This is a genomic window from Nonomuraea montanisoli, assembly GCF_013363975.1.
GTDB classification, from domain to species: Bacteria; Actinomycetota; Actinomycetes; order Streptosporangiales; family Streptosporangiaceae; genus Nonomuraea; species Nonomuraea montanisoli.
The window spans coordinates 1-22,159 of sequence record NZ_JABWGN010000004.1; the positions used below are offsets into that span (position 1 = coordinate 1).

A 22,159-nucleotide genomic window follows, 5' to 3' on the forward strand; every position below is an offset into this window, starting at 1 on the left:
GTCCTCGAGCTCGATCTCCTTGGCGATGGAGACACCGTCGTTGGTGATCGTGGGGGCGCCCCACTTCTTCTCCAGCACGACGTTGCGGCCCTTGGGGCCGAGGGTCACCTTGACGGCGTCGGCGAGCCGGTTCATACCGCGCTCCAGGCCGCGCCGGGCCTCCTCGTCGAACGCGATCATCTTCGGGGTCATCGCTGCTCCTGCTCATGATGGGGGCATGCCGGGACGGCGCCCGCGACGGACGGCCCGCCGGGCATGGCGGTCCTCGCCCTCCCGGCACACGCGTGCGGTTGGCACTCTCGACGTGCGAGTGCCAGGCGTCCCCCGCACTCTATCCACAAACTTGCGTGCCACGCATCAAGTGCGCGCCACGCAACATCGGATAGAGTGTGCTCATGAACGACGACGCCATGGATCTGCGGACGCGCAACAAGCGGGCCACCCGGGACGCCATCAGCAACGCCGCGCTGCGCCTGGCCATCGAGCAGGGCCCCAGCGGGCTGGCCCTGGTCCGCGTCCACGACATCGCCTCGGCCGCGGGCGTCTCCCCCCGCACGTACAACAACTACTTCTCCAGCAGGGAGGAGGCGATCTGCGCCTTGCAGGCCGACCAGGCGGGGCGGGCGGGGCGGGCGCTGCGCGCGCGGCCGGCCGGCGAGCCGCTCGAACAGGCCGTCGTCGCCGCGATGGTCGAGCTCTACACCGACCCCGAGCCCGACCGGGCCGGCCTGCGCATGATCATGTCGACGCCCGAGCTGGAGGGCGAGGCGCTGAAGGCGTTCACCATGGCGGAAGGCCCGCTGGCGGAGGCGATCGCGGCGCGCACCGGCGCCGATCCCGAACGCGACCTGTTCCCGGCCGTCACGGCCGCCTCGGTCGCCGGCGCGATCCGCGTGGCCGGACGCCACTGGCTCGCCCCCGGCAACACCGACTCCTTCGCCGCCGTCCTGACCCGCGCCCTGTCCTGCGTCTTCCCCGCCACGCATCCCTCCTGACCCGCGCGCCGGCCCGGGCCTCCGGGCCTCGCCGCCGTCCCCGCCGGACGGTCCGCGACCGGCGCGGACGGGTTCAGCCGTCCTGGTGCGGGGTGAAGCCGAGGGATTCGTAGAGTCGGCGGGCCCGGACGTTGTCCTCCGTCACCGCGAGCGACAGCAGGGAGTGGCCCTGCTCGCCGAGGGCGCGCATGCTCGCCTCGACCAGCCGCCGCCCCAGCCCGCGGCCGACATGTGAGGGCGCGGTGAAGACGTACGCCAGCAGCGGCACCTCCTGCCACACCGTCACCAGGGCGGCGGCCACGGCGCGGCCCTCGTCCTCGGCGACGAAGGAGGCCGCGGGCTGGAAGGGGCCGTGTTCACCGGTGAAGGCGAGGCGTATCTCCTCCGTCGCCGCGGCGACGCTGTCCCCGGCGTCGGGCTCGTCGGGCGTTCCGCGGTACGCGTCCCACATCAGCCGGCCCAGGGCGGGCAGGTCGGCCGGCACCGGGTGCCGGAAGGCGTGAGCCGGAAGCTCCCGCGGCAGCGTCACGTCGAGACGGAACCGCTTCGGCTCCTCGGGGGGATGCGTCATGTCGTCGGCCACACTCCTTGTTCTCGAGGCACGTCTTGTTCTCAGGGCACGTCAGCGGTGGGGCCCGAGTGATCAACCGTACAGCCCGGCGAGAGGGCGGGGTGGCGCGGGAAGGCGATGATCGGCCACCATCGTCGGCATGACGAGCGGAAAGGGCGGTCCCCGCCCAGGCCGTTGAGACTCATGGTCGGCGAGGCATCCACGGGGTTGTAGATCAAGCCCGCCCGCTGAGGGAGCAAGTTCACCCTGCAGTGCCGCCAGGCGAATGCTGACAGGGATTCTCTCGGAATCGACCGTTATTGAGAGCGATGCCCATCCTTCCTCCTCAGTAGTAGCGGGCCATGAGTTCGGTCGCCCAGGCCGGTTGGGTGACCGGTTGACGGGGGGCGAACTCGATCAGGTATGGCTTGATGTCCAGGACCGGCGTGCCGGAAAGTGCGTCCAGGTCGGCGACATGCACGTCCAAGCCGTCCACGGTGAGTAGGCGGCAGCGGGAGACGCCCAGGCGGTTGGGGCGGTATGGCCCACGGTGGGCGAAGACTCCGACGGGTGCCGCCATCGGGTTTCCTCGTGGGGAGCGAGGCCGGCTGTTCACCGTCGCCGGATCGATGCGGTCGAAGAGGAAGACGATCTCCAGGTGGGAGAAGTGCTCAAGGCCGAGCACCGTCGAGGTGGTGAAGGATGCGCCGTCAAGCCGGATCACGGCTCGCGCGTCGTGCCAGTTGTCTTCGTACATCTCGCTGCGACCGCCTACGACGTGGCCGATGGGGCGCAGGGTCACGGTCTTCGCTGTCATGGTGATCTCCTGGTTCTGGGCTGCCCCCGGCGGCCATCCAGCGTCGATGCACCTCCGATCAGCCGGAGCTGGGTGAGGGTGAATTCCTCCCCCCAGGACGCCATGGGGCGCAGTTTCTCCTTGCGCTGGGCGGCATGCGTGATCCCGGCCAGGCCGAAGACAGCGGCCAGGACGGCCTGCAGCCCCCACAGGGACACGTTCACGTCAGTTGCTCTCCTTCCTTCAGCGTTCTTGGCCTAGTAACGGCCGAGGGTGCCGCGGTGCCGGGCGAGGTGTTCGAGCCGGTTGAACAGGACCACCCCGACCGCCGTGATGAGGAGCGGCTGGGCCAGCAGCCAGCCGAGACCCCAGCCGGTCGGGAGGGCGGCCAGGGAGTGCCCGCCGAGCAGGATGTCGCGCATCGCCTCGACGCCGGGCGCGATGGGGACGGCCAGGCGGCTGAGGAAGGCGATCGAGTCGGGCATGGCGGCCAGGGGGACCAGGGTGCCGCCAGCGATGGCGTAGACGGCCACGGACAACTGGGTGATGATCTCGATGCGTTTGAACACCAAGGTCAGGCCGCACAAGATGAGCGCGAGCCCGCAGGTGCCCAGCACGATGGCGGCCAGCGGCACGATCACCTGCGCGTCGACGGGCAGCCGCCCACCCTGGAAGCTGATGGCAACGGCGCCGGTGACCAGGACGGCCAGCGCTGTGGGGACGGCCGCGATCACGGCGGCGACCTGGCGGCCGAGGATGCTCGCGGCCGAGGGCAGCGGGGTCAGACAGGTCTGTTCCAGTACGCCCGACTGGATGTCGTCCAGGTAGCTCCAGAACACGCGGTTGACCTGCTCGTGGATGAAGGTCAACGCCACCATGCCGAGCAGCACCGGCGGCAGCAGATCCGCACGCAGCTGCCCACGTCCCATGAACAGCACGATGAGCAGGTAGAACAGCGGAAACGTGATCATCTCCATGAGGACTTCGCGCCATCCGGTGAGCAGCCCGAGCAGGCCCTTGCGGACTTCGGCGGCCAATCCCCGGATGAAGGTCATGACGACTCCAGGGCTCGTCGATGGTTGCGGACGAACAGCAGACCGGCGACGGCAGTGAGGACGAGGGTGTGGGCCAGCAGCCAGGGCAGCGTGCCGCCGGCCCAGACCTCGGCCAGGGTCCATCCTCCGAACAGCGTCTGGGTCAGCGCCTCGATGCCCAGCGTCGTGGGGAGGAGTCTGGCCGCCGCGGCCAGCCAGTCCGGATACAGGTGCAGCGGCAGGAACGAGCCGTTGAGCAGCAGCACCAGCGACGTGAACAGTGACTGGAGGGCGCCGATCATCGGCGAGACCAGGGCGAGGGACGCCAGCAGGAAGGTGAAGGCGAGCGCGTCGACCACCAGGAGCGCGGCGGGCAGGAGCGCCGCCCAGCGCACGGGGACGGCGATCTGGGCCACGAGCATCGGGACGAGCGCGGCGACGGCGGCCACGGCCAGCCCGAACGCCGAAGCGGTGATCAGCCGGCCGAGCATCAGCAGCGACGGGGGCGCCGGGCTGGCCGCCGATGGAATGCCGTTCGCCACCATCACCGCGATCTCACCCGGTGACCGCTGGTGGCTCGCCGAGGACTTCGGCGGAGTGGATGGCCGGGCGGTCCCCGCAGAGCGGCGTCGCGCCTGCCTGACCCAGCTCGTCAGGGTGCAGAAGGAGACCCTGGCCCGCGACGACATCTGGCGGGCGCCCAGACTTCCGAAGAACCTGGACCGGGCACTGGGCGGCGAGGAAGCCGACCGGCTGCAGGCACTGACCCCCTACCTGGTCGAGTGCGCCGAACGCCTGGACGAGGCGGGCATCCCGGCGACGATCGTCCACCGCGATCTCCGTCCGGGCAACGTGGTCGTGCGCGAGGAGGGGATCCTTTGCACGACTGGAGCTTCGCCCGACCAGGCCATCAACGGTTGGCGAAAGCAGGGCTCATCGGTCGCGCTCAGGATCCGCTCGACGCCCAGGACCGACCCGCAGCCAAGGCCAGGACCTGACTTCGCCCCAGCTCCCCGAGGGCGCCGCACCGCGCCAGCCCTTGAGTTCGACATCGGACGCGCGAACCCGGCTACGACCGCGCTCGCGCAAAATATATAGACTGGTCTATTATCCAACCATGACCGAAACGAAGGGCGCCAGGACCAGCGCGCGGCTGGTGGAGGCGATGCTGGAGCTGATCCAGGCCAGGGGGTACAGCGGCACGGGTCTCAACACCGTGGTGGAGCAGGCGGGCGCCCCCAAGGGCTCGCTGTACTTCCACTTCCCCGAGGGCAAGGAGGCCCTCGGGGAGAGGGCCGTGGAGCTGGCGGCCGGACGGTTCCGCGACCTCCTGGCCGAGTCGGCGGCGGCCCCGGAAGGCCCGGCGAGCGGGGCGGAGGGAGCCGGCGCCGTGGTCTGCCGGGTGATCGACGTGCTCGCCCGTATGGTCGAGGACAGCGACTACCAGCTCGGATGCCCGGTCTCGGTGGTCACGCTGGAGATGGGCGCGCAGAGCGAGCGGCTGCGCGACGCCTGCGCGAACGCCTTCGACTCCTGGATCACGCCCGTGGCCGACCATCTCGCCGCCCACGGCCGCCCCCTCCCGGAGGCCCGCACCCTGGCGACGGCCGTGGTCAGCACGGTGGAGGGCGCGATGATCGTCTCGCGCGCCCAGCGGTCGACGGAGCCGTTGCGCTGCGCCGCCCACGCCGTCACCGTGCTGCTGGACGGGCATGACGCCGCGACCGCGAAGGCGGCGTCGTGAGGCCGGCGGAGCGGCGCGCCCTGGTGTTCGGGGCGACCGGCTTCGTCGGCCGTCACCTGGTCCTCGCCCTCGGCCGGGCCGGGGTGCGGGTCGGCACGGCCACCCGGAGCGGCGAGTCGTACCGGCGGCTCGCCGCCTGGCTGGCCGGGCACGGTCACCACCCGGCCCCGGCCGATCTGCGCGTCGACTTCGGCGCACCGGCGCTCACCCGCGACGATGTCACGGCGTGGGACGACGTCACCGAGGTCTACAACTGCGCCGGCGCCTACCGGTTCGGGATGACGGCGGAGGAGGCCCGCCGGGCCAACGTCGAGAGCGTCCGCGCGGTCGTCGCCCTCGCGGCGCGGCTGCCGCGGCTGCGCCGCCTGGTCCACGTCTCCGGCTACCGGGTGGGCGGGCAGGATCCGGCGCTGATCCCCTGGAGCGACGAGCGGCGGCGACGCGTCTACCGGGCCCTCGGCGCGTACGAGGCGTCGAAGGTGGAGGCGGACGCCATGCTGCGGGCCGTCGCGGACCAGGCGGGCGTCCCGTGGTCGGTCGTGAACCCGTCCAGCGTGATCGGCGACAGCGTCACCGGCGAGTCCGACCAGCTTCTCGGGCTCGCGTCGAGCGTGGAGGAGATCTGGCGGGGCGCCATGCCGGCGCTGCCGGGCGGGGCGCGCACGTTCGTGCCGGTCGTCACGGTGGACCACCTCGCCCGGTTCATGATGCTGCTGCCGGTGGACGCGGCCGCCGAGCGCGGCTCGTACTGGGTGCTCGACGACGACACCCCGGCCCTGCCCGACCTGCTCACGCTCATCGCGCGGCACTACGGGGTCAAGGTTCCGCGGGCGCGCGTGCCCGTGCCGCTCCTCAGGCGCCTGCCGCGCCGGATCACGCGGACCGATCCGGAGACGCTGACGTTCCTGTCGAGCGACCGCTACCCGACCGGGCCCGCGAACGCCCTGGCCGCCCGGCACGGCCTGACCATGCCCGACGTCACCACCTCGCTCCTGCGCTGGGCCGACCACCTGGCTGCGCACCATTTCACGGCGTGACGTCGTCGGTGTCGCGGGCCGGTTCGAGGTTGGCCGTCATGCGTTCGAGGACGCTGACGGCCGTCCGGTACTCGTCGAGCGAGATGCCGCTCATGGACAGCTCGCGGAACGCGCCGACCCGCTCGGCGACCCGGGCCAAGCGCCCGGCGCCCTCGGCGGTGAGGGCGAGCCGGCCCGGCGCGGGGCGGGCCGCCCAGCCGCCGGCCAGCACGGCGTCGATGGCGGCGGCCAGCGCGGGGGCGTCGCCGTTGGCGGCGAGCACCGACACGACCTCGGCGTCGGTGACGTCCCGGGCCTCCGGCACGTGCGAGCCGTCCTGGACGACGTTCAGCACCTGCCAGGCGAGCCGGGTGAGGCCGAACTCCGCCAGCATGCCGTTCATGTGGAGGGTGAGGGCCTGGTCGGCGCGGTTGAGCCAGTAGCCGATCGGCTTCATGGAGGGTGCTCCGTTCAGTGGCGGGAGGCCGCGGGCGAGGACGACAGGAGGGCGGGCCAGTCCTGGGCGGCGGCCCAGTCGGCGAAGCCGTGCCAGCCCACCTCCGGGTGGTCGCGGCGCAGCCCGGCGACGTCCACGTCGAGGCCCACCTCGGTGAAGTAGGCGAACATGGCCGCCAGGTCGTCCGAGCGCTGCCTGACGTACGCGAGAGGCACCTCCCGGTGCGCGATCGGGGCGCCGATGGCGGAGGCGAGGATCTCGGCCATCTGGGCGGGAGTGCGCTCGTCGGAGGCGATGTCGATGCGGCGGCCGATGAACTCGGCGCGGCGCCGGAAGGCCAGCGCGGCGAACGCGCCGATGTCGGCGGCGGGGATGAGCGCGAGCGGTTGATCGGCGGGCATCGGCCAGGCGAACGTGCCCTCGCGCAGCCCGTCGAGCGTCCACCCGCTCGCGTAGTTGTCCATGAACGCGGCCGGCGCGATCACCGTCCACGGCACGCCGGAGGCGGCCAGGTGCTGCTCGACGAGCCGCTTGCTCGCATAGTGCGGGACGCCGGTGTCGCGGTCGGCGTGGGCGGCGGAGGTGAACACGACGTGCCCGAGACGGGCGGCCGCCGCGGCGTCGACGAGGGACTTGCCCTGGCGGACCTCGGTGGCGATGTCGGTGCCGAACGGCGTGGTGACCGCGAACAGCGCGTCGGCCCCCGCGAGCGCGGCGTCGAGGGAGGCGCGGTCGTCGAAGCCGGCGCGGCGGACGTCGGCGCCGAGGGCCTTGAGCGCCTCGGCGGCGGCTGAGCCGGGGTCGCGGGTGAGCGCGCGCACCTGATGGCCGGCGTCGAGGAGCGCGCGGGCGGTGGCCCCGCCCTGGGCGCCGGTGGCGCCGGTGACGGCGACGGTGAGCATGGAGGTCTCCAGGTTGCTAGAATTGCTGTGTGGCGCATTAAGTGCGCCGCGCAGCAGATTAGCACGAGAATTGCTGCGTCGCACAGCTATTTGGGACGGTGATCGCGATGACGGACCCGCGCCGGGAGCGGCTGTACGAGGACCTGGCCATGGCCTCACGCCGCTACATGGCGGCGTACGTGCTGTTCAACCAGGCCGTCGCCGACCACCTCGGGCTGCACCCGACCGACGTGCAGTGCCTGAGCCTGCTGACGGCGGCGCCCGAGCCGCTCACCGTGAGGCAGATCGCCGAGCTGACCGGCCTGACCACCGGCTCGGCGACCCGCCTGGTCGACCGGCTCGAACGCGGCGGCTACGTGGCCCGCACCCCCGACCGGCAGGACCGGCGCCGGGTCCTGGTCACGCCGGTCCCCGAGCATCTCTCCCACGTCAGCGCCCTCTGGGACGACCTCGGCGCCTCCTGGCAGACGCTCTACGACGAGCACACCGAGGAGGAGCTGGAGGTGATCACCCGGCACATGCGCCGGGCGCACGACCTCAGCCACGTCCAGATGGACCGCCTGCGTGCCCGGCCGAAGCCCGGTCGGACCTCGCGACACGGGTAGCAACCGTGTGACCAGGGCAAACTCCCCCGTGTCAGCACCCTCTGGCGGGGAGGAGGCCACCCGAGATGGACGACGACAAGGTGACGGAGTTCCTGGGCAGGTTCGTGAGCGACCTGGGGGCGACCGAAGCGGCGGGCTCCGTCGTGATCGGCCACCGGCTCGGCCTGTACCGCGCGCTCGCCGAGGGGCCCGCGACGCCCGAGGAGTTCGCCGGGCGCACCGGGTGCCACCCGCGCTACCTCACCGAGTGGCTGCGCGGCCAGGCCGCCGGCGGCTACGTCTCCTACGACCCCGGCACGGGGCGGTTCTCGCTGTCGGAGGAGCAGGCGTTCTGCCTGGCCGACCCGGCGGGGCCGAACGTGCCGGCGGCGTTCCTCATCGCGCTGGGCATGCTGCTCGCCGAGCCGCGCATCACCGAGGCGTTCCGCACGGGCGCCGGGTTCGGCTGGCACGAGCACGCGAAGGACGTCTTCGTCGGGTGCGACGCGTTCTACCGGCCCGCGTACATGGCCGCGCTGGTGTCGAGCTGGATCCCGGCGCTGGACGGGACCGAGGAGAAGCTGCGGGCGGGAGCCCTGGTCGCGGACGTCGGCTGCGGCCTCGGGTCGTCCTCGATCCTCCTCGCGCAGTCGTACCCGCGCACCAGCGTCGCCGGCTCCGACTACCACGCCGAGTCCATCGAGCTGGCCCGCGAGCGCGCCGCGGAGGCCGGGGTGGACGACCGGGTCGACTTCGAGGTGGCCACCGCGCACACCTTCACCGGCGCCGACTACGACCTCGTGACGATGTTCGACTGCCTGCACGACATGGGCGACCCTCTGGGAGCGGCCCGGCGGGTGCGGGAGGCGCTGGCCCCCGACGGCACGTGGCTGCTGGTCGAGCCGTACGCCGCCGACGCGGTGGAGGACAACTTCACCCCTGTCGGCCGGATCTACTACAGCGGATCCACGTTCCTCTGCGTGCCCAACGCGCTGTCCCAGCCGGGCGGGTACGCGCTGGGCGCGCAGGCGGGTGAGGCCAGGATCCGCGAGCTGACCCGCGAGGCGGGCTTCACCCGGCTCCGGCGGGCCGCGGAGACGCCCTTCAACCTCGTCTACGAGATCCGGCCGTAGCTCGCCGGGACGGTCTGCGGCGGAAACGGCCGCGCGGAGCTGTTGACACGACCCGCCCCGACGGAAAAGATACGGTCGTCCGTACAAATGAGGATGGACGACATGACCGACTGGGAACGCCGGCTGGCCCTCGACCCGTCAGCCGCTGTGCCGCTCTACTACCAGCTGCGCGAGCGGCTGCGGGCCGTCATCCGCGACTGCGAGCCCGACACCCTGATCCCGGCCGAGAAGGACCTCATGGTCTACGCGGGCGTGAGCAGGGCCACGGCCCGCCGGGCGATCGGTGACCTCGTCCAGGAGGGGCTGCTCGTGGCCCGGCAGGGCAGCGGCACCTACACGGCGCCGATGGCCGTGGCCCCCGAACTGGGCGCGCGCCCGGCCGGTTTCACCGAGACGATGGCGCGGCTCGGGCGCAGGCCCACGACGCGCGTGCTCAGGGCGCACCGCCAGCCGGCGGGCACCGACGTCGGCGTCGCGCTCGGCCTGAGCGAGTCGCAGGAGGTCGTCTTCATCGAGCGGCTGCGGCTGCTCGACGGCGCCCCCTGCATGGTGGAGAGCGCCCATCTGCCCGCCGACCTGGTGCCGGACATCCTCGACGAGGACCTGACCGGCTCGCTGTACGACCTGCTGCGCATGAAGTACGGCCTGACCCCGGCGAGCGGCCGGGAGACGATCGGCGCGGTCAACGCCGACTACCGGCTCGCCGAGCTGCTGCGCGTGCCGATCGCCGCGGCCCTGCTGGTCACCTCGCGCAGCACCAGCACCGAGAGCGCGGTCGCGCTCGAGTACACCATCCGCCACGCCCGCGGCGACGTCGCCGTGTTCTCCGTGGAGCTCAACGACGCCAACAACGCCCTGATGGGCCAGTAACCCCCTCGCCGGATCCCCGGTGCGGCGCCGCCGCACCGGTGGCGAAGCACTGCCTTCCGGAGGTTGAGCATGACCCTGTTGACCCGGCGCCGCCTGCTCGCCGCGGCCGCGCTGACCACGGCCTCCGGCCTCCTCGCCGCGTGCGGCGGCTCCGAACCCGAGGCGGCGGTGCCGGCCGACGGCGTCCCGCGGGGCAAGCTCTCCGTCTGGCTGCACCAGACCAAGGCGTACGACGCGGTGTTCACGAACCTGCTGCACAGCTACATCCAGGAGTTCGGCGGCGTCGACGTCACCCCGCTCTACGTGCCGGTCGACAAGTTCGACGCCAAGCTGCTGACCGCCTTCGCGGGCGACGCTCCCCCGGACCTGTTCAAGATCGGCGGCTGGACCGTCCCCGGTCACGCCCGCAAGGGCCGCCTCGCGCCGATCATCCCCAAGGCCATGGGCGTGGCCGACGACAAGGCGCTGATCGCCCAGTACGACCAGAGCGCCATCTCCTCGCTCTCCTACCAGGGCCGGCTCTACGGCGTCCCCATCGACTACACGATCTGCTTCCTCTACTACCGCAGGGACAGGTTCGCCGAGGCCGGGCTCGACCCGGACAAGCCGCCCACCACCTGGGAGGAGGTCGCCGAGTACAGCAAGCGGCTGACCTCGGCCGACGGCAAGAAGGTCGGCCTGCAGTGGATCCTGGGCAACCCGCAGTGGACGCTGATGCAGCTCCTCGCGCTGGTGAAGGGCAAGGGCGGCGGCATCCTCAGCGCCGACGCGGGCAAGGCCACGCTGGCCACGGACGCCGGCGTGGAGGCGCTGCGTTACTACGGGAGCGTGGGCGACGCGAAGCTGTCGAACCCGCTGTCGGGCTTCGGGCTGTTCGCCACCGGCCAGGCGGCGATGGTCGTCTCCGGGCTGTTCGCGATGGACCTGTTCCCGGCGCTGAACAAGCAGCTCGCCTTCGGCAAGTCCTTCGACATCGCGCCACTGCCGCACTGGGACGGCGCGCAGCCCGTCGCCCCGGCCTACACCTGGGCGTGGGCGGTGGCGGAGCAGTCGAAGCTGCCGTACACCGCCTGGCACTTCATCGACTACCTCCAGCGGGAGGACGTCGCGGCGCGCCAGCTCAAGGACGCGAGCCTGCTCACCCCCGTCAAGGGCTGGGAGAAGCTGCCCAACGCGGACCCGAAGGCGATGGAGATCATGGCGGCCGCCGCCCCGCACGCCGACTTCGGCCCGCAGACGCCGGTGTGGCAGGAGATGGCCAAGGCGCTGACCGACGCCGGCGACGCGGTGGCCTTCGGCAAGAAGACGCCCGAGCGGGCCGCCGCGGACTTCGACCAGGCGATGCGGATCGCGCTGTGACCCTCACCGTCCGGCTGCCCGGACCCGCCACGACGGTCTCGGGCCGGGGGCAGCGGTGGGCCGAGGCGCGCGCCGGGAGCCTGCTGGCGCTGCCCGCGGCGGTGTACTTCCTGGTCTTCTGGGTCGTGCCGTTCGCCGGCGCCGTATGGCTCAGCTTCACCGACTACGAGCTGGCCGGCGTGCCCGCGTGGACCGGCCTGGACAACTACCACAGGCTGCTCGGCGACCCCGGCTTCTGGAACTCGGCCCGGGTGACCGCGCTGTACACGGTCGCCTCCGTGGTCCCGTCGATCGTGCTCGCGCTGGCGATCGCGGTCCCGTTGAGCCGGCCGGGCCGGCTCAACGGCGTGCTGCGCGCGCTGGTCATGATCCCGGCGGCGATGCCGCTCGTGGCCACCTCGATGGTGTGGTCGGCGATCTTCGCGGACGAGGGCCTGGCCAACACGCTGATCGGCCTGGTGGGGATCGGGCCGCAGCCGTGGCTGACCGACGAGCGGCTCGCCCTCTGGGCTCTGGTGATCATGACGACCTGGAAGCATCTCGGGCTGTTCGTGATCATCCTGACCGCCGGGTTGCAGGGGCTGCCGTCCGGCGTGTTCGAGGCGGCCGCGATCGACGGTGCCGGACCGTTGCGGATCTTCGCCCGCATCACGCTCCCGCTGTTGCGCCGCACGCTGCTGTTCGTGCTGGTCATCGCGGTGATCGGGGCGATGCAGTCGTTCGTGCCGGCCTTCCTGCTGACCAAGGGCGGGCCGGCGGGCGCCACCGAGGTGCTGCCGCTCTACCTGTGGGCGACCGGCTTCGGCTTCGAGCGCATGGGGTACGCCTCGGCGATCGCCATGGTGCTGCTCGTGGCCATGCTCGCGCTGTCGCTCGTCCAGTTCGGCGTGCTCAGGGGAGGCGATGACGGATGAGGCCGTCACGCTGGGGAAACGCTCTGCGGGGCACCCTGCTGTCGCTGGTCGTGGCGGTCATGCTGCTGCCGGTGTACGCGATGGTCGCCGTCGCGTCCGCCTCCGACGCGACCGACCTCGGCGGGCTCGGCTTCGACGCCGCCCAGTTCGGCGAGCACCTGTCGCTGCTGTTCGGCCAGGGCGGCTTCCCGCTCTACCTGCGCAACAGCGTGATCCTCTCGCTCGGGGTCGCCGTCCTGGAGGTGGTCCTGTCCGGGGCGGCCGGGTACGCGCTGGCGCAGCTCGCCTTCCCCGGCCGGCGGGTGCTGTTCGCGGTCGTCGTGGGCACCCTGTCGCTGTCGCCGATCGTGGTGCTGGTGCCGATGTACCTGGTCGTCAGGCAGCTCGGCTGGATCGACTCGTTCCAGGGGATGATCGTGCCGTTCGCGATGAGCGCGTTCGGCGTGTTCCTCGTCCGCCAGTTCGCGCTCTCCCTGCCGCGCGAGCTGCTGCTGTCGGCGCGCGTGGACGGCGCGGGCGAGCTGCGCATCTTCCTGCGCGTCGCGGTGCCGCTGCTGCGGCCGGCGCTGCTGACGCTCTTCCTGCTGCAGTTCCTCGCGCAGTGGGACAACCTGCTCTGGCCGCTCGTCGTGGCCAACAAGCCCGGCCTGTGGCCGCTGCCCGTGGGCCTGTCGCAGCTCCAGACGGAGTACGACTTCAGCGCCGGCCTCGTCGGCACCGCCGCGCTGGTGACGGCCGTGCCGCCGCTGGTGCTCATGTTCGTCCTGCAGCGTTACTACGTCGCCGGGCTGACCCTGGGAGGAGTCAAGAAATGAGCGCGTTCGGCGCGTGGACCACCGCGTACGGGCTGCCCGCCTTCTCGTACACGACGGACCAGGAACGGGACCCCCGCGCGGAGTGGGACCCGGTCCTGGACCCGCCCACCCGGCGGCACATGGTCCACCTGGGCAACCGGCGGATCACGCTGGTGGCCGACAACCGGGGCCTGAGCGACCTGTTCGACGAGCACACGGGGCTGCTGTGGCTCACCCGCGGCGCGGGCGTGGCCCGGGTGGACGGCCTGGCGACGGACGTCTCGACGTCGGAGCGGACGTTCGGGCCGACCTTCGCGACCGTCCGGGTGGCCGGCGAGCGGGTGACGCTGGAGCGCACCGTGCTCTGCCCCGAGGGCGAGGCTCCGTGGGTGCTCGTCCGGCTGCGCGTGCGCAACCTGCTCGCCGAGCCCGTACGGCTGACGCTGACCGAGGAGTGGGCGGCCCGGCCCGCCCGCGTCGCGCTCATCACCGGCGCCGAGCCCGCCGAGGATCCCGGGCTGGAGCTGGAACTGCTCACCGGCGGCGCGGACGGGCCGCGCCGGGCCGCCTCCGGGCGGATGGACGTCCCCCTCGACCTGGAGGCCGGCGGCGAGCGGCTGGTCGAGTTCCGGTACGGCCTGCTCCCCTCGGACGCGGGGGCCGGGGCCGCGTCGTTCGAGGAGGGCCCGACTTTTGAGGAGAGCCTGGCCGCCCTGCGGGACCGCCTGCCGCGCGCGTCCGCGCCGCAGGCGCCCGAGGCCGAGCACGAGATCCCGTGGCACGCCGCCCTGCTGACCGGCGGGGCCTGCGCCGACGGCGTGCTCGGCGGCCACACCCTCGACCAGGGCTCGTGCTACTCCTTCCGGCACGGCTTCAACGGGGCCGCGCGCGACCCGCTCCAGCACGCGCTGCCGCTGGTCCACCTCGAGCCCGACCTGGCCCTGTCGGTGCTGCGCAACACGTGCGCCTGGGGCGGCCCCGACGGCGACCTGCCCTACGCCCTCGGGCCGGACAAGCAGCCGTGGACCGACCTGTTCCGGCCGTCGGACCAGAACCTGTGGGCCCTGTGGCTGGCGGCCGAGTACCTGTCCGCCACGGCCGACGCGGCGGCCTTCGCCGAGCCGGTGCCCTACCACCCGGTGCACGGGGCGGCGCCGGTGCCGCTCGGCGAGCACCTGCGCCGCCAGTTCCGCTTCTTCGCCGACGTGGTCGGGCGCGGCGAGCACGGCCACGTGCGCATCCTCAACGCCGACTGGAACGACCTGGCCATCACCGAGAGCGGCGTCGAGCGCGACCTGATGATCGAGCGCGGCGAGTCCGTGCTGAACTCCGCGATGGCCGCCTGGGTGCTGCCGCGTTACGCGGTGCTGGCCGAGCGGCTCGGCGACCACGCGACCGGCGCGGAGGCCCGCAAGCTCGGCGAGGAGCTGCGCAGGCTGGTGGCCGGCGAGTGGAACGGCCAGTGGTTCCGGCGCGCCTACGGCCCCGGGGCGGTCGTCGGCGACTCCGACCTGTGGCTGGAGGTGCAGCCGTGGGCCATCCTCTGCGGCGCCGCCTCACCCGACCGGGCGGAGGAGCTGCTGCGCACGATCGAGGCCACCGCCGCCGCCGACTCGCCGCTGGGCGCCCGGCTGCGCTGGCCCGTCCGCGACAAGTACGGCCCCGGCGGCATCGGCACGATCTGGTACGCGATCAACATGACCCTGATCTGGGCCGCCGCCCGGCACGTGCCCGAGCTGGGCTGGCGATGGTGGCGCCGGATGACGCTGGCCGCGCACACGGCCGCCTACCCGGACGTCTGGGAGGGCACCCTGTCCGGCCCGGACGCCTACCTGGCGCCCGAGACCGACCGCCCCGGCCGCACCTGGGAGCTGGCCGACTTCGGCGTCGCCATGCAGGCGTACCCGGTCGCCAACCTGCACAGCCACTCCCAGCCGCTGCTGGCCTACCTGCGGCTGCTCGGCGTGGAGCCGTTCGGCCCGGTCCCGGGCGGCGACGGCGCCGCCTTCTCCTCGCGCGTCCTGACGGTGGGCGCGTGACGCACGCCGCGCCGCGGGCAGGGCGGCGGCTCGGCGTCGACGTCGGCGGGACCGACACCAAGTGGGTCGTGCTCGACGGCGACACGGTGACCGGCGCGGGCACCGTGGCCACGCCGCCCGGCCCCGGCGAGACGATGACGCTCGTGGCGTCGCTGGCCGACCCGTCGGTCGAGGGCATCGGGATCGCGCTGCCCGGCCACGTGGACCGGGAGACCGGGACGGCGCTGTTCGTGCCGAACCCGCCGGGAGACTGGGACGGCTACCCGGCCGGCCCGCGGCTGAGCGCCCTGACCGGCAGGCCGGTGGCCGTGGTCAACGACGCGCGGGCGTTCGCCCAGGCGGAGCTGCTGCTGGGCGCGGCCAGGGGGCTGCCGGACGTGCTGTTCGCCGTGCTCGGCACGGGGGTGGGCGGCGCGGTGGCGCTGCGCGGCGCGGTCCTCGTCGGGCCGCGCGACAACCTCGGCGAGGTCGGGCACGTCACGGTCGACCCGTCGGGGCCGCCGTGCTGCTGCGGCAACCGGGGCTGCGCGGAGACGTTCGCCGGCGGGCCGGGGATCGTGCGGGCCTTCGGCTCGGGGCCGGCCGCCGCGGTCGCCGCCGCCGCGCGGGCCGGCGACGAGCGGGCCGCCGGCGTGCTGGCCAGGGCGGGCTGGGCGCTCGGCGTCGCGCTGGGCGACGCCGCCGCGCTGTTCGGCGTGGGCGCGGCGGTGGTGGGCGGCGGCGTCTCCGGCGCGCTCGACCTCATGCGTCCCGCCCTGGAACGCGAGCTGGGGCGACGGCGCCCGCTCATCGGTGACGTCGCGGTGCTGCCCGCCGTCCTCGGCCCGCGGGCCGGGGCGATCGGCGCCGCGCTGTGTGGAGGGATGTCCGGATGAACGCGTACGGAGGGAGTTGCCGATGAGGTGGATACGGCGCGCCATGGAGTTGCTCGGCGAGATCGAGGAGACACAGGAGGAGTCCCTGGCGGCGGCGGCGCGCATCGCGGCGTCGGCCATCGGCGGGGGCGGGGTGGTGCACACCTTCGGCACCGGCCACTCGCGGATGGGCGTGGAGGAGATGTTCCCCCGCTACGGCTCCTACCCGGGCTTCCATCCCATCGTGGACCTGTCGACGACGTTCTACACGCAGGTCGCGGGGGCGAACGGGATGCGGCAGGCGATGTTCATCGAGCGGGTCGAGGGGCTGGCCGAGGCGATCCTGGCCAACTTCGAGCTGCGGCCGAGCGACGCCGCGATCATCTTCAGCGTCAGCGGGCTGAACGCCGTGCCGATCGAGATGGCGATGGGGCTGCGCAAGGCGGGGCTGTGCGTGGTGGCCGTGACCTCGATGCGGGAGACCATGGCCGTCGCGCCCGGCCATCCGAGCGGGACGCGGCTCGCCGACCACGCCGACGTGGTGATCGACCTGCGCACCCCGGTGGGCGACGCGCTGTGCTCGGTGGACGGGCTGGCCGAGCCGGTCGGCCCGGGGAGCACGCTGGCCGCGGTCTCCGTGGTCAACGAGATCAAGGTGCGGACGGCGGAGCTGCTGGTCGCGGGCGGATGGACGCCGCCGGTGATCTCCAGCGCCAAGCTCGTCGGCGGCCCCCGCTCGGAGGAGCTGTTCGAGGCCGCCTACCTGGAGCATGCCCGCCGCGCCGCCGACGTGCTCAGGAAGCCATGAGCGCGATCCTGGTGGCCGGCTCGGAGGGCGGCATCGGCCGCGCCTGCGTCGAGGCGGTGGAGGCGTCCGGGACGCCGGCGTTCGGGGTGGACCTGGCCGACGGGATCGACATCACCAGGCCGGGCGGGGCGGAGAAGGCGCTGGCCCGCGCGGCCGAGGCGCACGGTTCGGTCTCCGGCGTCGTCCACGCGATCGGCATGTCCGGCAGGTCCCTCGGCGACGGCGGCGTGGCCGACTGCACCGACGCGGCGTGGAACGAGGTGCACCGGGTCAACCACGAGTCGGTCTTCCGGCTGCTGCGCGCCTCGATCCCGGCCATGCCGGAGGGCGGGTCGATCGTGGTGATCGGTTCGGCGCTGGGCACCTCGATCGACGACGACTTCCGCACCGTGGCCTACGCCTCGGCCAAGGGCGGCCTGATCCCGTTGATCCGGGTCGCGGCGCGGGAGGCGGCGTCGCGCGGGGTGCGGATCAACCTGGTCTCGGCCGGGCTGGTGGCCACGCCGATGAGCCGGCGGGCGCGCGAGTCGGAGGCCATCCGGGCCCGGATGCCCGCGCTCATGCCGCTCGGCGCCCGGCCGTGCCGGCCGGAGGAGGTGGCGCAGGCTGTGCTCTGGCTGCTGTCGCCGGCCTCCGGGCGGACCACGGGCGCGGTGATCCCCGTCGACGGAGGGTGGCATCTGCGATGAACGTGCTGTGGGAAGGCGACGTGGTGGTGGCGGGCGGCGGCAGCGCGGGGTGCGCGGCCGCCGTGGCCGCCGTGCGGTCCGGGGCGTCGTGCCTGCTCGTGGAGTCGGCCGGGTTCCTCGGCGGCACGGGCGCCGCGGTGCTCGACACCTTCTACGGCTTCTACTCCCCCGGCCCGGAGGCGCCGCGGGTCGTCGGCGGCGTCGGCTGGGAGGTGTGCGAGCGGCTGTTCGCGGCCGGGGCCGCCTTCGAGCGGCCCAACACCTACGGCGCGGGGACCGGGGTGACGTACGAGCCGGAGGAGCTGAAGGTCGTCTGGGACGAGCTGACCGCGGACGCCGAGGTGCTGCTGCACGCCCGGGTCTGCGACGTCGTGCCGGGCGAGGGCGTCGTCGTGGAGACGGTGGCGGGACGGTTCCTGGTCAGGGCGCGGGTGGTGGTGGACGCCACCGGGGACGCCGAGGTGGCCTGGCGGGCCGGGGCGGCCCTGGACCGGCCGGGCATGCGGCGCCAGCCGATGACGACGACGTTCCGGCTCGGCGGGGTGGACCCGTCGCTCACGAGCACGGCGGAGCTGCACGCGCTGATGGCCGGCGCGGACCTGCCGCGGCGCGAGGGGTCGATCCACCGGACCGTGCACGAGGGCATCGTGCACACCAACCTCACCCGGGTGAGCGGGCTCGACCCGACCGACCCGTTCGAGCTGTCGCGGGCGGAGCGGGAGGGGCGGCGCCAGGTCGGCGCGTACGTCCGGTTCCTGCGCGAGGAGGTCCCGGGGTACGGCTCGGCCGTGCTGCTGGGCACGTCCGCGCGGATCGGGGTGCGCGAGTCGCGGCGGCTGGCCGGCCGCTACGTCCTGACCCGCGACGACGTGCTGGCCGGGCGGGACTTCCCCGACGCGATCGCCCGCTGCGGCGCGCCCATCGAGGACCACGACTCGGGGTCCGGCACCCGGTGGGAGTACGTCCGCGACTTCCGCACCTACGGCATCCCGTACCGGTGCCTGCTGCCCGTGGACGTGGGCGGGCTGATCGTGGCGGGGCGGTGCCTGTCGGCCACGCACGACGCCCACGCCTCCGCCCGTTCCATGGGCCAGTGCATGGCGATGGGCCAGGCGGCGGGGACGGCCGCGGCGCTGGCGGTGAAGGCGGGCGTGGAGCCCGCGGAGGTGGACGCGGGCCTGCTGCGCGAGCGGCTGCGCGAGGAAGGAGCCCTGCTGTGACGGTCGTCGTCGTGCGGAGGGTGCCGCTGTGACGGTCCGCACCGTGCTGGGTGACGTCGAGGAGCTCGGCGTCACCTACGCCCACGAGCATCTGTTCATGACCGGCGGCTGGCCGGTGCGCGAGGAGCCGGACTACCGGCTCGACTCCCTCGACGCGGCCGTGGCGGAGGTGTCGGCGGCGCGCCGGCTCGGCCTGTCGGCCGTGGTGGAGATGACGCCGCTGGGCTTCGGCCGCAGCCCGTCGCTGATGAGGGAGCTGGCCGAGCGGACTGGCCTGCACGTCGTCGCGGTGACGGGCTTCCACAAGAGCCGCTACTACGCCGACGACCACTGGCTGCACCGCTACGCGGCCGACGAGATCACCGAGCTGCTGGTGTCGGAGATCGAGCTCGGCATGGACGAGTACGGCCTGGTCGGTCCCCTGGTACGGCGTTCGCCCGCCCGGGCGGGCGCCATCAAGATCGCCACCGGTTACCACGCGCTCGGCCGCGGGGTGGGACGCCTGGTCGGGGCGGTGGCCGCCGCCGCGCTGGCCACCGGCGTGCCGGTCGTGAGCCACTGCGACAAGGGCACGATGGGCCACGAGCTGCTCGACGCGCTGGCGGCCGAGGGGGTCGCGGCGGACCGGGTGGTGCTCGGGCACATCGACCACAACCCCGACGCCGGATATCTCGTCTCCTTGGCGGAAAGAGGGGCCTATCTGGCTTTCGACCGGCCGGGCCGGATCAAGTACGGCACGGATCAGGAGATCGTCGCGCTCGTCGCGGAGCTGGCCGGGCACGGCCTGGGCGACCGGCTGCTGTTCGGCATGGACCTGGCGCGCCGGTCGTACTGGCCGAGCCTGGGTGGCGGGCCGGGGCTGACGTACCTGCTGGAGAGGTTCGTGCCGCGGCTGGAGGCCGCGGGTCTCGGCGAGGTGGCGGCGGCGGCGCTGACCGGCAACCCGGGCGCCGCCTTCGCGCTCCGCGGCGCCGGAGGGAGGCTCCGCGAGAGCCCGGCCGGGCCCCCGAGGGTCCGGCCGGGCTCCTCGACGGGCTAGGGCAGGTTCTTCTCGACCTGGTTCTGCCAGCTCGCGTTGGTGTTGATCTCGGGGGTGGCGCCGGCGAACGCGCCGCGCGCGTACGCGTCGTCCTGCAGCCGGTACATCAGCCAGGCCGTCAGGTAGCCGAGGAAGCCGCCGCCCGTGCCCTGGATCGTGTTGTGGTCGGCGCCCTTGAGCAGCGCCTTGGCCGCGGCGCCGGGCACCTGGTCGTAGTACGCCTGGACCGCCGAGTTGGGCGAGATGAAGACGTCGTTCGCGCCGCTGAGGAACAGCACCGGGCAGGTCAGCCTGCTCACGGAGAACGCGTCTCCCGAGCTCACCCAGACCGGCGCGGGCAGGGCGATGGGGACGACCGTGTCGATGAGGCCGGCGGACTTGGTGGCGGTGTTGACCGAGCCGCCGGCGCCCTGGGAGTGGCCGACCGCGCCGACCCTGGTCACGTCGAGCTTGCCGTAGAAGACGCTGGAGGAGTCACTGTTGCGGTCGACGAGGTACTGCGCCGCGGCGATCATCTCGGAGCCGGTGCCGGTCGTGGTGTCGGTCGAGGCGACCACGGCGAAGCCCCAGGAGGCGAGCTGGTTGAGCACGCCGTTGTACTGCGTGGGCACGGCGTTCGTGCCGTTGCCCCAGGTGATGATCGGATGCTTGAAGCCCCCGGCGCCGAGGTTCGCCGGATAGTAGAGCCGGACGCCCGGGGCGTCGGCCGTGGTGACCGCCCAGGGGCCGGCCACCTTGTAGTGCGCCTCGACGGTGTCGGCGGCGATGGCGCGGGACGTCGCGCCGCCGGCGGCCTGGGCCGGGCTCGCGACGACTCCCAGCACGAGTAAGACGGCTGCCGCAAGGAGCCTCATACACCCTCCCGAAGATTTGTACGGATGACCGGAACTCTCGCTTCACAGGGGGCGGTTGTCAATGGTTGGATCAGGGCCATGGAACACGTGCCCTCCGCCGCCGAGATGCTCGGCTGGATCGAGACCGTCGTGTCGCAGGGGATCCGCCGTCCCGGCTATCCGGCCGACGCGTGGACGGAGCGCTGGCTGGCCGACCGGCTGGCCGCGTTCGGGCTGGAGGTGGAGCTGGAGCCGGTGGAGGTGCCGCGCTGGCAGCCGGGCGCCGGGGTGCTGCGGCTCGACGACGGCACGGAGCTGCCGGGGCTGCCCCTGCCGTTCACCGCGCCGGCCGCCGGCCTGCGCGCGCGGCTGGCCACGCTCGCGGACGCGCGCCCCGGCGACATCGTGGTGGACGAGCTGGCCTTCAGCGAGGTGCCGCAGTCGTTCGTCCGCACGCTGGCCACCTCGGCCTACGACCCGGAAGGCGTCTTCGACACGCTCGTGCAGACGATCCCGTTCGGTCCCCGGATGATGGAGGTGGTGGAGCCGGCCCTGGAGGCGGGCGCCGCGGGCTTCGTCGGCGCGCTGACGGGCGTCCCGTGGGAGACGCACGACTACTACGTGCCCTACGACGCCGTCGAGCGGCCCATCCCCGGGCTGTGGCTGTCGGCGGGCGACGCCCGGCGGCTCCTCCCCCGGCTCCCCTGCCACGGCGAGCTGGTCGCCGAGTCGACCCGCGACACCGTGACGACGCACAACGTGGTGGCGACGCTGCCGGGCGCCTCTCCGCACTGGGTCGTCGTCGCCTCCCACCACGACGGCCCGTGGGCGTCGGCCGTCGAGGACGCCTCGGGCCTCGCGCTCGTGCTGGCCGCCGCCCGCCACTGGGCCCGGGTGCCGGCCGCGGAGCGGCCGCACAACCTCATGTTCCTGCTCACCTCCGGGCACATGGCCCACGCCGCGGGCACCAGGGCGTTCATCGAGCGGCACCGCGCCCTGCTCGACGACGTCGTGCTCCCGGTGCACCTGGAGCACGCCGCGCTGCGCTGCGAGAGCGTGGACGGCGCGCTGCGGCCGACCGCGGACCCCGAGGTGCGGTGGTGGTTCACGACGCGCGAGCCGCTGCTGGAGAAGCTGGTCGCCACGACCCTGGAGGCCGAGCGGCTGCGCCGCTCGTTCGTGCTGCCGCCCGACGTGTTCTCGCCGATGCCGCCCACCGACGGCGCGTTCTTCCATCCCGAGGGGGTGCCGCTGGTGCACTTCCTGTCGGCGCCCATGTACCTGTTCGACTCGGCCGACACGCTGGACAAGGTCGACGTCGAAGGGCTGGAGCCGCTGGCCCGCGCGGCCGTGCGCATCGTGGCGGGCACCGCGGGCTGGTCGCCGGCCACGCTGCGGGGCGGGGGTGACGGCCGGTCCGCCGAGGGGTGATGATCCCGCCGTTACACTGCCGTTGTGACCGCCACCGAGGATCCCTCAGCAGCCGGTCACCGGCGCGTCGCCGTCATCACCGGTCCGGCCCACATGCT

26 protein-coding genes are annotated in these 22,159 nt (G+C 73.3%); 17 read left to right on the forward strand and 9 right to left on the reverse strand.

The window, feature by feature from the left end:
* On the reverse strand, positions 1–192 hold a 192-nt coding region (locus tag HTZ77_RS09755; protein ID WP_328808506.1), incomplete at its 3' end, for a TCP-1/cpn60 chaperonin family protein.
* A 203-nt stretch (positions 193–395) separates the two neighbouring features.
* Here HTZ77_RS09755 and HTZ77_RS09760 point away from each other — a divergent pair.
* Complete coding sequence (locus HTZ77_RS09760) at positions 396–995, forward strand: TetR/AcrR family transcriptional regulator (RefSeq protein ID WP_175589194.1); 600 nt, start codon at positions 396–398, stop codon at positions 993–995.
* 73 nt (positions 996–1,068) lie between these two features.
* On the opposite strand, the gene HTZ77_RS09765 is transcribed toward HTZ77_RS09760, so the two are convergent.
* From HTZ77_RS09765 to HTZ77_RS09785, 5 genes are all read right to left on the reverse strand, one after another.
* Positions 1,069–1,566, reverse strand: coding sequence for a GNAT family N-acetyltransferase (locus HTZ77_RS09765; RefSeq protein WP_175589195.1), 498 nt, complete (start codon positions 1,564–1,566; stop codon positions 1,069–1,071).
* A gap of 325 nt (positions 1,567–1,891) precedes the next feature.
* Complete coding sequence (locus tag HTZ77_RS09770) at positions 1,892–2,362, reverse strand: SAM-dependent methyltransferase (protein ID WP_175589196.1); 471 nt, start codon at positions 2,360–2,362, stop codon at positions 1,892–1,894.
* Positions 2,359–2,565, reverse strand: coding sequence for a DoxX family protein (locus HTZ77_RS09775; RefSeq protein WP_175589197.1), 207 nt, complete (start codon positions 2,563–2,565; stop codon positions 2,359–2,361). Before HTZ77_RS09775 ends, HTZ77_RS09770 begins: the two co-directional genes overlap by 4 nt.
* A gap of 33 nt (positions 2,566–2,598) precedes the next feature.
* On the reverse strand, positions 2,599–3,396 hold the full coding sequence (locus HTZ77_RS09780; protein ID WP_175589198.1) for an ABC transporter permease: 798 nt from the start codon (positions 3,394–3,396) through the stop codon (positions 2,599–2,601).
* Positions 3,393–3,920 (reverse strand): ABC transporter permease, encoded by a 528-nt coding sequence (locus HTZ77_RS09785; RefSeq protein WP_235994530.1) that lies wholly within the window; start codon positions 3,918–3,920, stop codon positions 3,393–3,395. Before HTZ77_RS09785 ends, HTZ77_RS09780 begins: the two co-directional genes overlap by 4 nt.
* Here HTZ77_RS09785 and HTZ77_RS09790 point away from each other — a divergent pair.
* The 3 genes from HTZ77_RS09790 to HTZ77_RS09800 are packed head-to-tail and all read left to right on the forward strand — an operon-like array spanning position 3,904 to position 6,156.
* Entirely contained in the window at positions 3,904–4,473 is a 570-nt protein-coding gene (locus HTZ77_RS09790; RefSeq protein WP_175589199.1) for a phosphotransferase, read from the forward strand. The genes HTZ77_RS09785 and HTZ77_RS09790 overlap by 17 nt on opposite strands.
* Before the next feature lie 19 nt (positions 4,474–4,492).
* On the forward strand, positions 4,493–5,119 hold the full coding sequence (locus HTZ77_RS09795; RefSeq protein ID WP_235994531.1) for a TetR/AcrR family transcriptional regulator: 627 nt from the start codon (positions 4,493–4,495) through the stop codon (positions 5,117–5,119).
* Positions 5,116–6,156, forward strand: coding sequence for an SDR family oxidoreductase (locus HTZ77_RS09800; RefSeq protein WP_205302465.1), 1,041 nt, complete (start codon positions 5,116–5,118; stop codon positions 6,154–6,156). The genes HTZ77_RS09795 and HTZ77_RS09800 overlap by 4 nt, the downstream gene beginning before the upstream one ends.
* Here HTZ77_RS09800 and HTZ77_RS09805 read toward each other — a convergent pair.
* Together HTZ77_RS09805 and HTZ77_RS09810 are read right to left on the reverse strand one after the other, a co-directional pair.
* Positions 6,146–6,592 carry a MarR family transcriptional regulator gene (locus HTZ77_RS09805; RefSeq protein ID WP_175589200.1) on the reverse strand — a complete coding sequence of 149 codons (447 nt, stop codon included), beginning with the start codon at positions 6,590–6,592 and terminating at the stop codon, positions 6,146–6,148. The two genes, HTZ77_RS09800 and HTZ77_RS09805, sit on opposite strands and share 11 nt — an antisense overlap.
* Positions 6,593–6,606: 14 nt before the next feature.
* Entirely contained in the window at positions 6,607–7,494 is an 888-nt protein-coding gene (locus HTZ77_RS09810; RefSeq protein WP_175589201.1) for an NmrA/HSCARG family protein, read from the reverse strand.
* A 107-nt stretch (positions 7,495–7,601) separates the two neighbouring features.
* On the opposite strand from HTZ77_RS09810, the gene HTZ77_RS09815 reads away from it, so the two are divergent.
* The 12 genes from HTZ77_RS09815 (at position 7,602) to HTZ77_RS09870 (ending at position 19,797) form a co-directional block, all read left to right on the forward strand.
* On the forward strand, positions 7,602–8,099 hold the full coding sequence (locus tag HTZ77_RS09815; RefSeq protein ID WP_175589202.1) for a MarR family winged helix-turn-helix transcriptional regulator: 498 nt from the start codon (positions 7,602–7,604) through the stop codon (positions 8,097–8,099).
* A gap of 65 nt (positions 8,100–8,164) precedes the next feature.
* On the forward strand, positions 8,165–9,211 hold the full coding sequence (locus tag HTZ77_RS09820) for a class I SAM-dependent methyltransferase (protein WP_175589203.1): 1,047 nt from the start codon (positions 8,165–8,167) through the stop codon (positions 9,209–9,211).
* A 102-nt stretch (positions 9,212–9,313) separates the two neighbouring features.
* Positions 9,314–10,081: a GntR family transcriptional regulator gene (locus HTZ77_RS09825; protein WP_175589204.1), complete on the forward strand. Its 768-nt coding sequence runs from the start codon at positions 9,314–9,316 to the stop codon at positions 10,079–10,081.
* Between the two features lie 69 nt (positions 10,082–10,150).
* Positions 10,151–11,440, forward strand: coding sequence for an extracellular solute-binding protein (locus HTZ77_RS09830; protein WP_175589205.1), 1,290 nt, complete (start codon positions 10,151–10,153; stop codon positions 11,438–11,440).
* A complete protein-coding gene (locus HTZ77_RS45930; protein WP_175589206.1) occupies positions 11,437–12,354 on the forward strand; it encodes a carbohydrate ABC transporter permease in 918 nt (305 codons plus the stop codon). Before HTZ77_RS09830 ends, HTZ77_RS45930 begins: the two co-directional genes overlap by 4 nt.
* Positions 12,351–13,169, forward strand: coding sequence for a carbohydrate ABC transporter permease (locus HTZ77_RS09840; RefSeq protein WP_175589207.1), 819 nt, complete (start codon positions 12,351–12,353; stop codon positions 13,167–13,169). Before HTZ77_RS45930 ends, HTZ77_RS09840 begins: the two co-directional genes overlap by 4 nt.
* Positions 13,166–15,187, forward strand: a complete 2,022-nt coding sequence (locus tag HTZ77_RS09845; RefSeq protein ID WP_175589208.1) for a GH36-type glycosyl hydrolase domain-containing protein — start codon at positions 13,166–13,168, stop codon at positions 15,185–15,187. Before HTZ77_RS09840 ends, HTZ77_RS09845 begins: the two co-directional genes overlap by 4 nt.
* Positions 15,184–16,062 carry an ROK family protein gene (locus HTZ77_RS09850; protein WP_175589209.1) on the forward strand — a complete coding sequence of 293 codons (879 nt, stop codon included), beginning with the start codon at positions 15,184–15,186 and terminating at the stop codon, positions 16,060–16,062. Before HTZ77_RS09845 ends, HTZ77_RS09850 begins: the two co-directional genes overlap by 4 nt.
* 22 nt (positions 16,063–16,084) lie before the next feature.
* Entirely contained in the window at positions 16,085–16,849 is a 765-nt protein-coding gene (locus HTZ77_RS09855; RefSeq protein WP_205302466.1) for a sugar isomerase domain-containing protein, read from the forward strand.
* Entirely contained in the window at positions 16,846–17,538 is a 693-nt protein-coding gene (locus tag HTZ77_RS09860) for an SDR family oxidoreductase (RefSeq protein ID WP_175589211.1), read from the forward strand. Before HTZ77_RS09855 ends, HTZ77_RS09860 begins: the two co-directional genes overlap by 4 nt.
* A complete protein-coding gene (locus tag HTZ77_RS09865) occupies positions 17,535–18,758 on the forward strand; it encodes an FAD-dependent oxidoreductase (protein ID WP_175589212.1) in 1,224 nt (407 codons plus the stop codon). The genes HTZ77_RS09860 and HTZ77_RS09865 overlap by 4 nt, the downstream gene beginning before the upstream one ends.
* A 28-nt stretch (positions 18,759–18,786) precedes the next feature.
* Positions 18,787–19,797, forward strand: a complete 1,011-nt coding sequence (locus HTZ77_RS09870; RefSeq protein ID WP_175589213.1) for a phosphotriesterase family protein — start codon at positions 18,787–18,789, stop codon at positions 19,795–19,797.
* Here the strand turns inward: HTZ77_RS09870 and HTZ77_RS09875 are convergent.
* A complete protein-coding gene (locus HTZ77_RS09875) occupies positions 19,794–20,651 on the reverse strand; it encodes a poly(ethylene terephthalate) hydrolase family protein (protein WP_175589214.1) in 858 nt (285 codons plus the stop codon). The genes HTZ77_RS09870 and HTZ77_RS09875 overlap by 4 nt on opposite strands.
* A 78-nt stretch (positions 20,652–20,729) precedes the next feature.
* On the opposite strand from HTZ77_RS09875, the gene HTZ77_RS09880 reads away from it, so the two are divergent.
* On the forward strand, positions 20,730–22,061 hold the full coding sequence (locus tag HTZ77_RS09880; protein ID WP_175589215.1) for a M28 family peptidase: 1,332 nt from the start codon (positions 20,730–20,732) through the stop codon (positions 22,059–22,061).
* The last annotated feature ends 98 nt before the right edge of the window (positions 22,062–22,159 follow it).

Bases quoted from the DNA above. Each gene is read 5' to 3' on its own strand.
- HTZ77_RS09760 (WP_175589194.1), top strand. From the start codon at position 396: ATGAACGACGACGCCATGGATCTGCGGACGCGCAACAAGCGGGCCACC.
- HTZ77_RS09765 (WP_175589195.1), bottom strand. From the start codon at position 1,566: ATGACGCATCCCCCCGAGGAGCCGAAGCGGTTCCGTCTCGACGTGACG.
- HTZ77_RS09770 (WP_175589196.1), bottom strand. From the start codon at position 2,362: ATGACAGCGAAGACCGTGACCCTGCGCCCCATCGGCCACGTCGTAGGC.
- HTZ77_RS09780 (WP_175589198.1), bottom strand. From the start codon at position 3,396: ATGACCTTCATCCGGGGATTGGCCGCCGAAGTCCGCAAGGGCCTGCTC.
- HTZ77_RS09790 (WP_175589199.1), top strand. From the start codon at position 3,904: ATGCCGTTCGCCACCATCACCGCGATCTCACCCGGTGACCGCTGGTGG.
- HTZ77_RS09785 (WP_235994530.1), bottom strand. From the start codon at position 3,920: ATGGTGGCGAACGGCATTCCATCGGCGGCCAGCCCGGCGCCCCCGTCG.
- HTZ77_RS09795 (WP_235994531.1), top strand. From the start codon at position 4,493: ATGACCGAAACGAAGGGCGCCAGGACCAGCGCGCGGCTGGTGGAGGCG.
- HTZ77_RS09805 (WP_175589200.1), bottom strand. From the start codon at position 6,592: ATGAAGCCGATCGGCTACTGGCTCAACCGCGCCGACCAGGCCCTCACC.
- HTZ77_RS09810 (WP_175589201.1), bottom strand. From the start codon at position 7,494: ATGCTCACCGTCGCCGTCACCGGCGCCACCGGCGCCCAGGGCGGGGCC.
- HTZ77_RS09815 (WP_175589202.1), top strand. From the start codon at position 7,602: ATGACGGACCCGCGCCGGGAGCGGCTGTACGAGGACCTGGCCATGGCC.
- HTZ77_RS09820 (WP_175589203.1), top strand. From the start codon at position 8,165: ATGGACGACGACAAGGTGACGGAGTTCCTGGGCAGGTTCGTGAGCGAC.
- HTZ77_RS09825 (WP_175589204.1), top strand. From the start codon at position 9,314: ATGACCGACTGGGAACGCCGGCTGGCCCTCGACCCGTCAGCCGCTGTG.
- HTZ77_RS09830 (WP_175589205.1), top strand. From the start codon at position 10,151: ATGACCCTGTTGACCCGGCGCCGCCTGCTCGCCGCGGCCGCGCTGACC.
- HTZ77_RS09840 (WP_175589207.1), top strand. From the start codon at position 12,351: ATGAGGCCGTCACGCTGGGGAAACGCTCTGCGGGGCACCCTGCTGTCG.
- HTZ77_RS09845 (WP_175589208.1), top strand. From the start codon at position 13,166: ATGAGCGCGTTCGGCGCGTGGACCACCGCGTACGGGCTGCCCGCCTTC.
- HTZ77_RS09855 (WP_205302466.1), top strand. From the start codon at position 16,085: ATGAGGTGGATACGGCGCGCCATGGAGTTGCTCGGCGAGATCGAGGAG.
- HTZ77_RS09860 (WP_175589211.1), top strand. From the start codon at position 16,846: ATGAGCGCGATCCTGGTGGCCGGCTCGGAGGGCGGCATCGGCCGCGCC.
- HTZ77_RS09865 (WP_175589212.1), top strand. From the start codon at position 17,535: ATGAACGTGCTGTGGGAAGGCGACGTGGTGGTGGCGGGCGGCGGCAGC.
- HTZ77_RS09875 (WP_175589214.1), bottom strand. From the start codon at position 20,651: ATGAGGCTCCTTGCGGCAGCCGTCTTACTCGTGCTGGGAGTCGTCGCG.
- HTZ77_RS09880 (WP_175589215.1), top strand. From the start codon at position 20,730: ATGGAACACGTGCCCTCCGCCGCCGAGATGCTCGGCTGGATCGAGACC.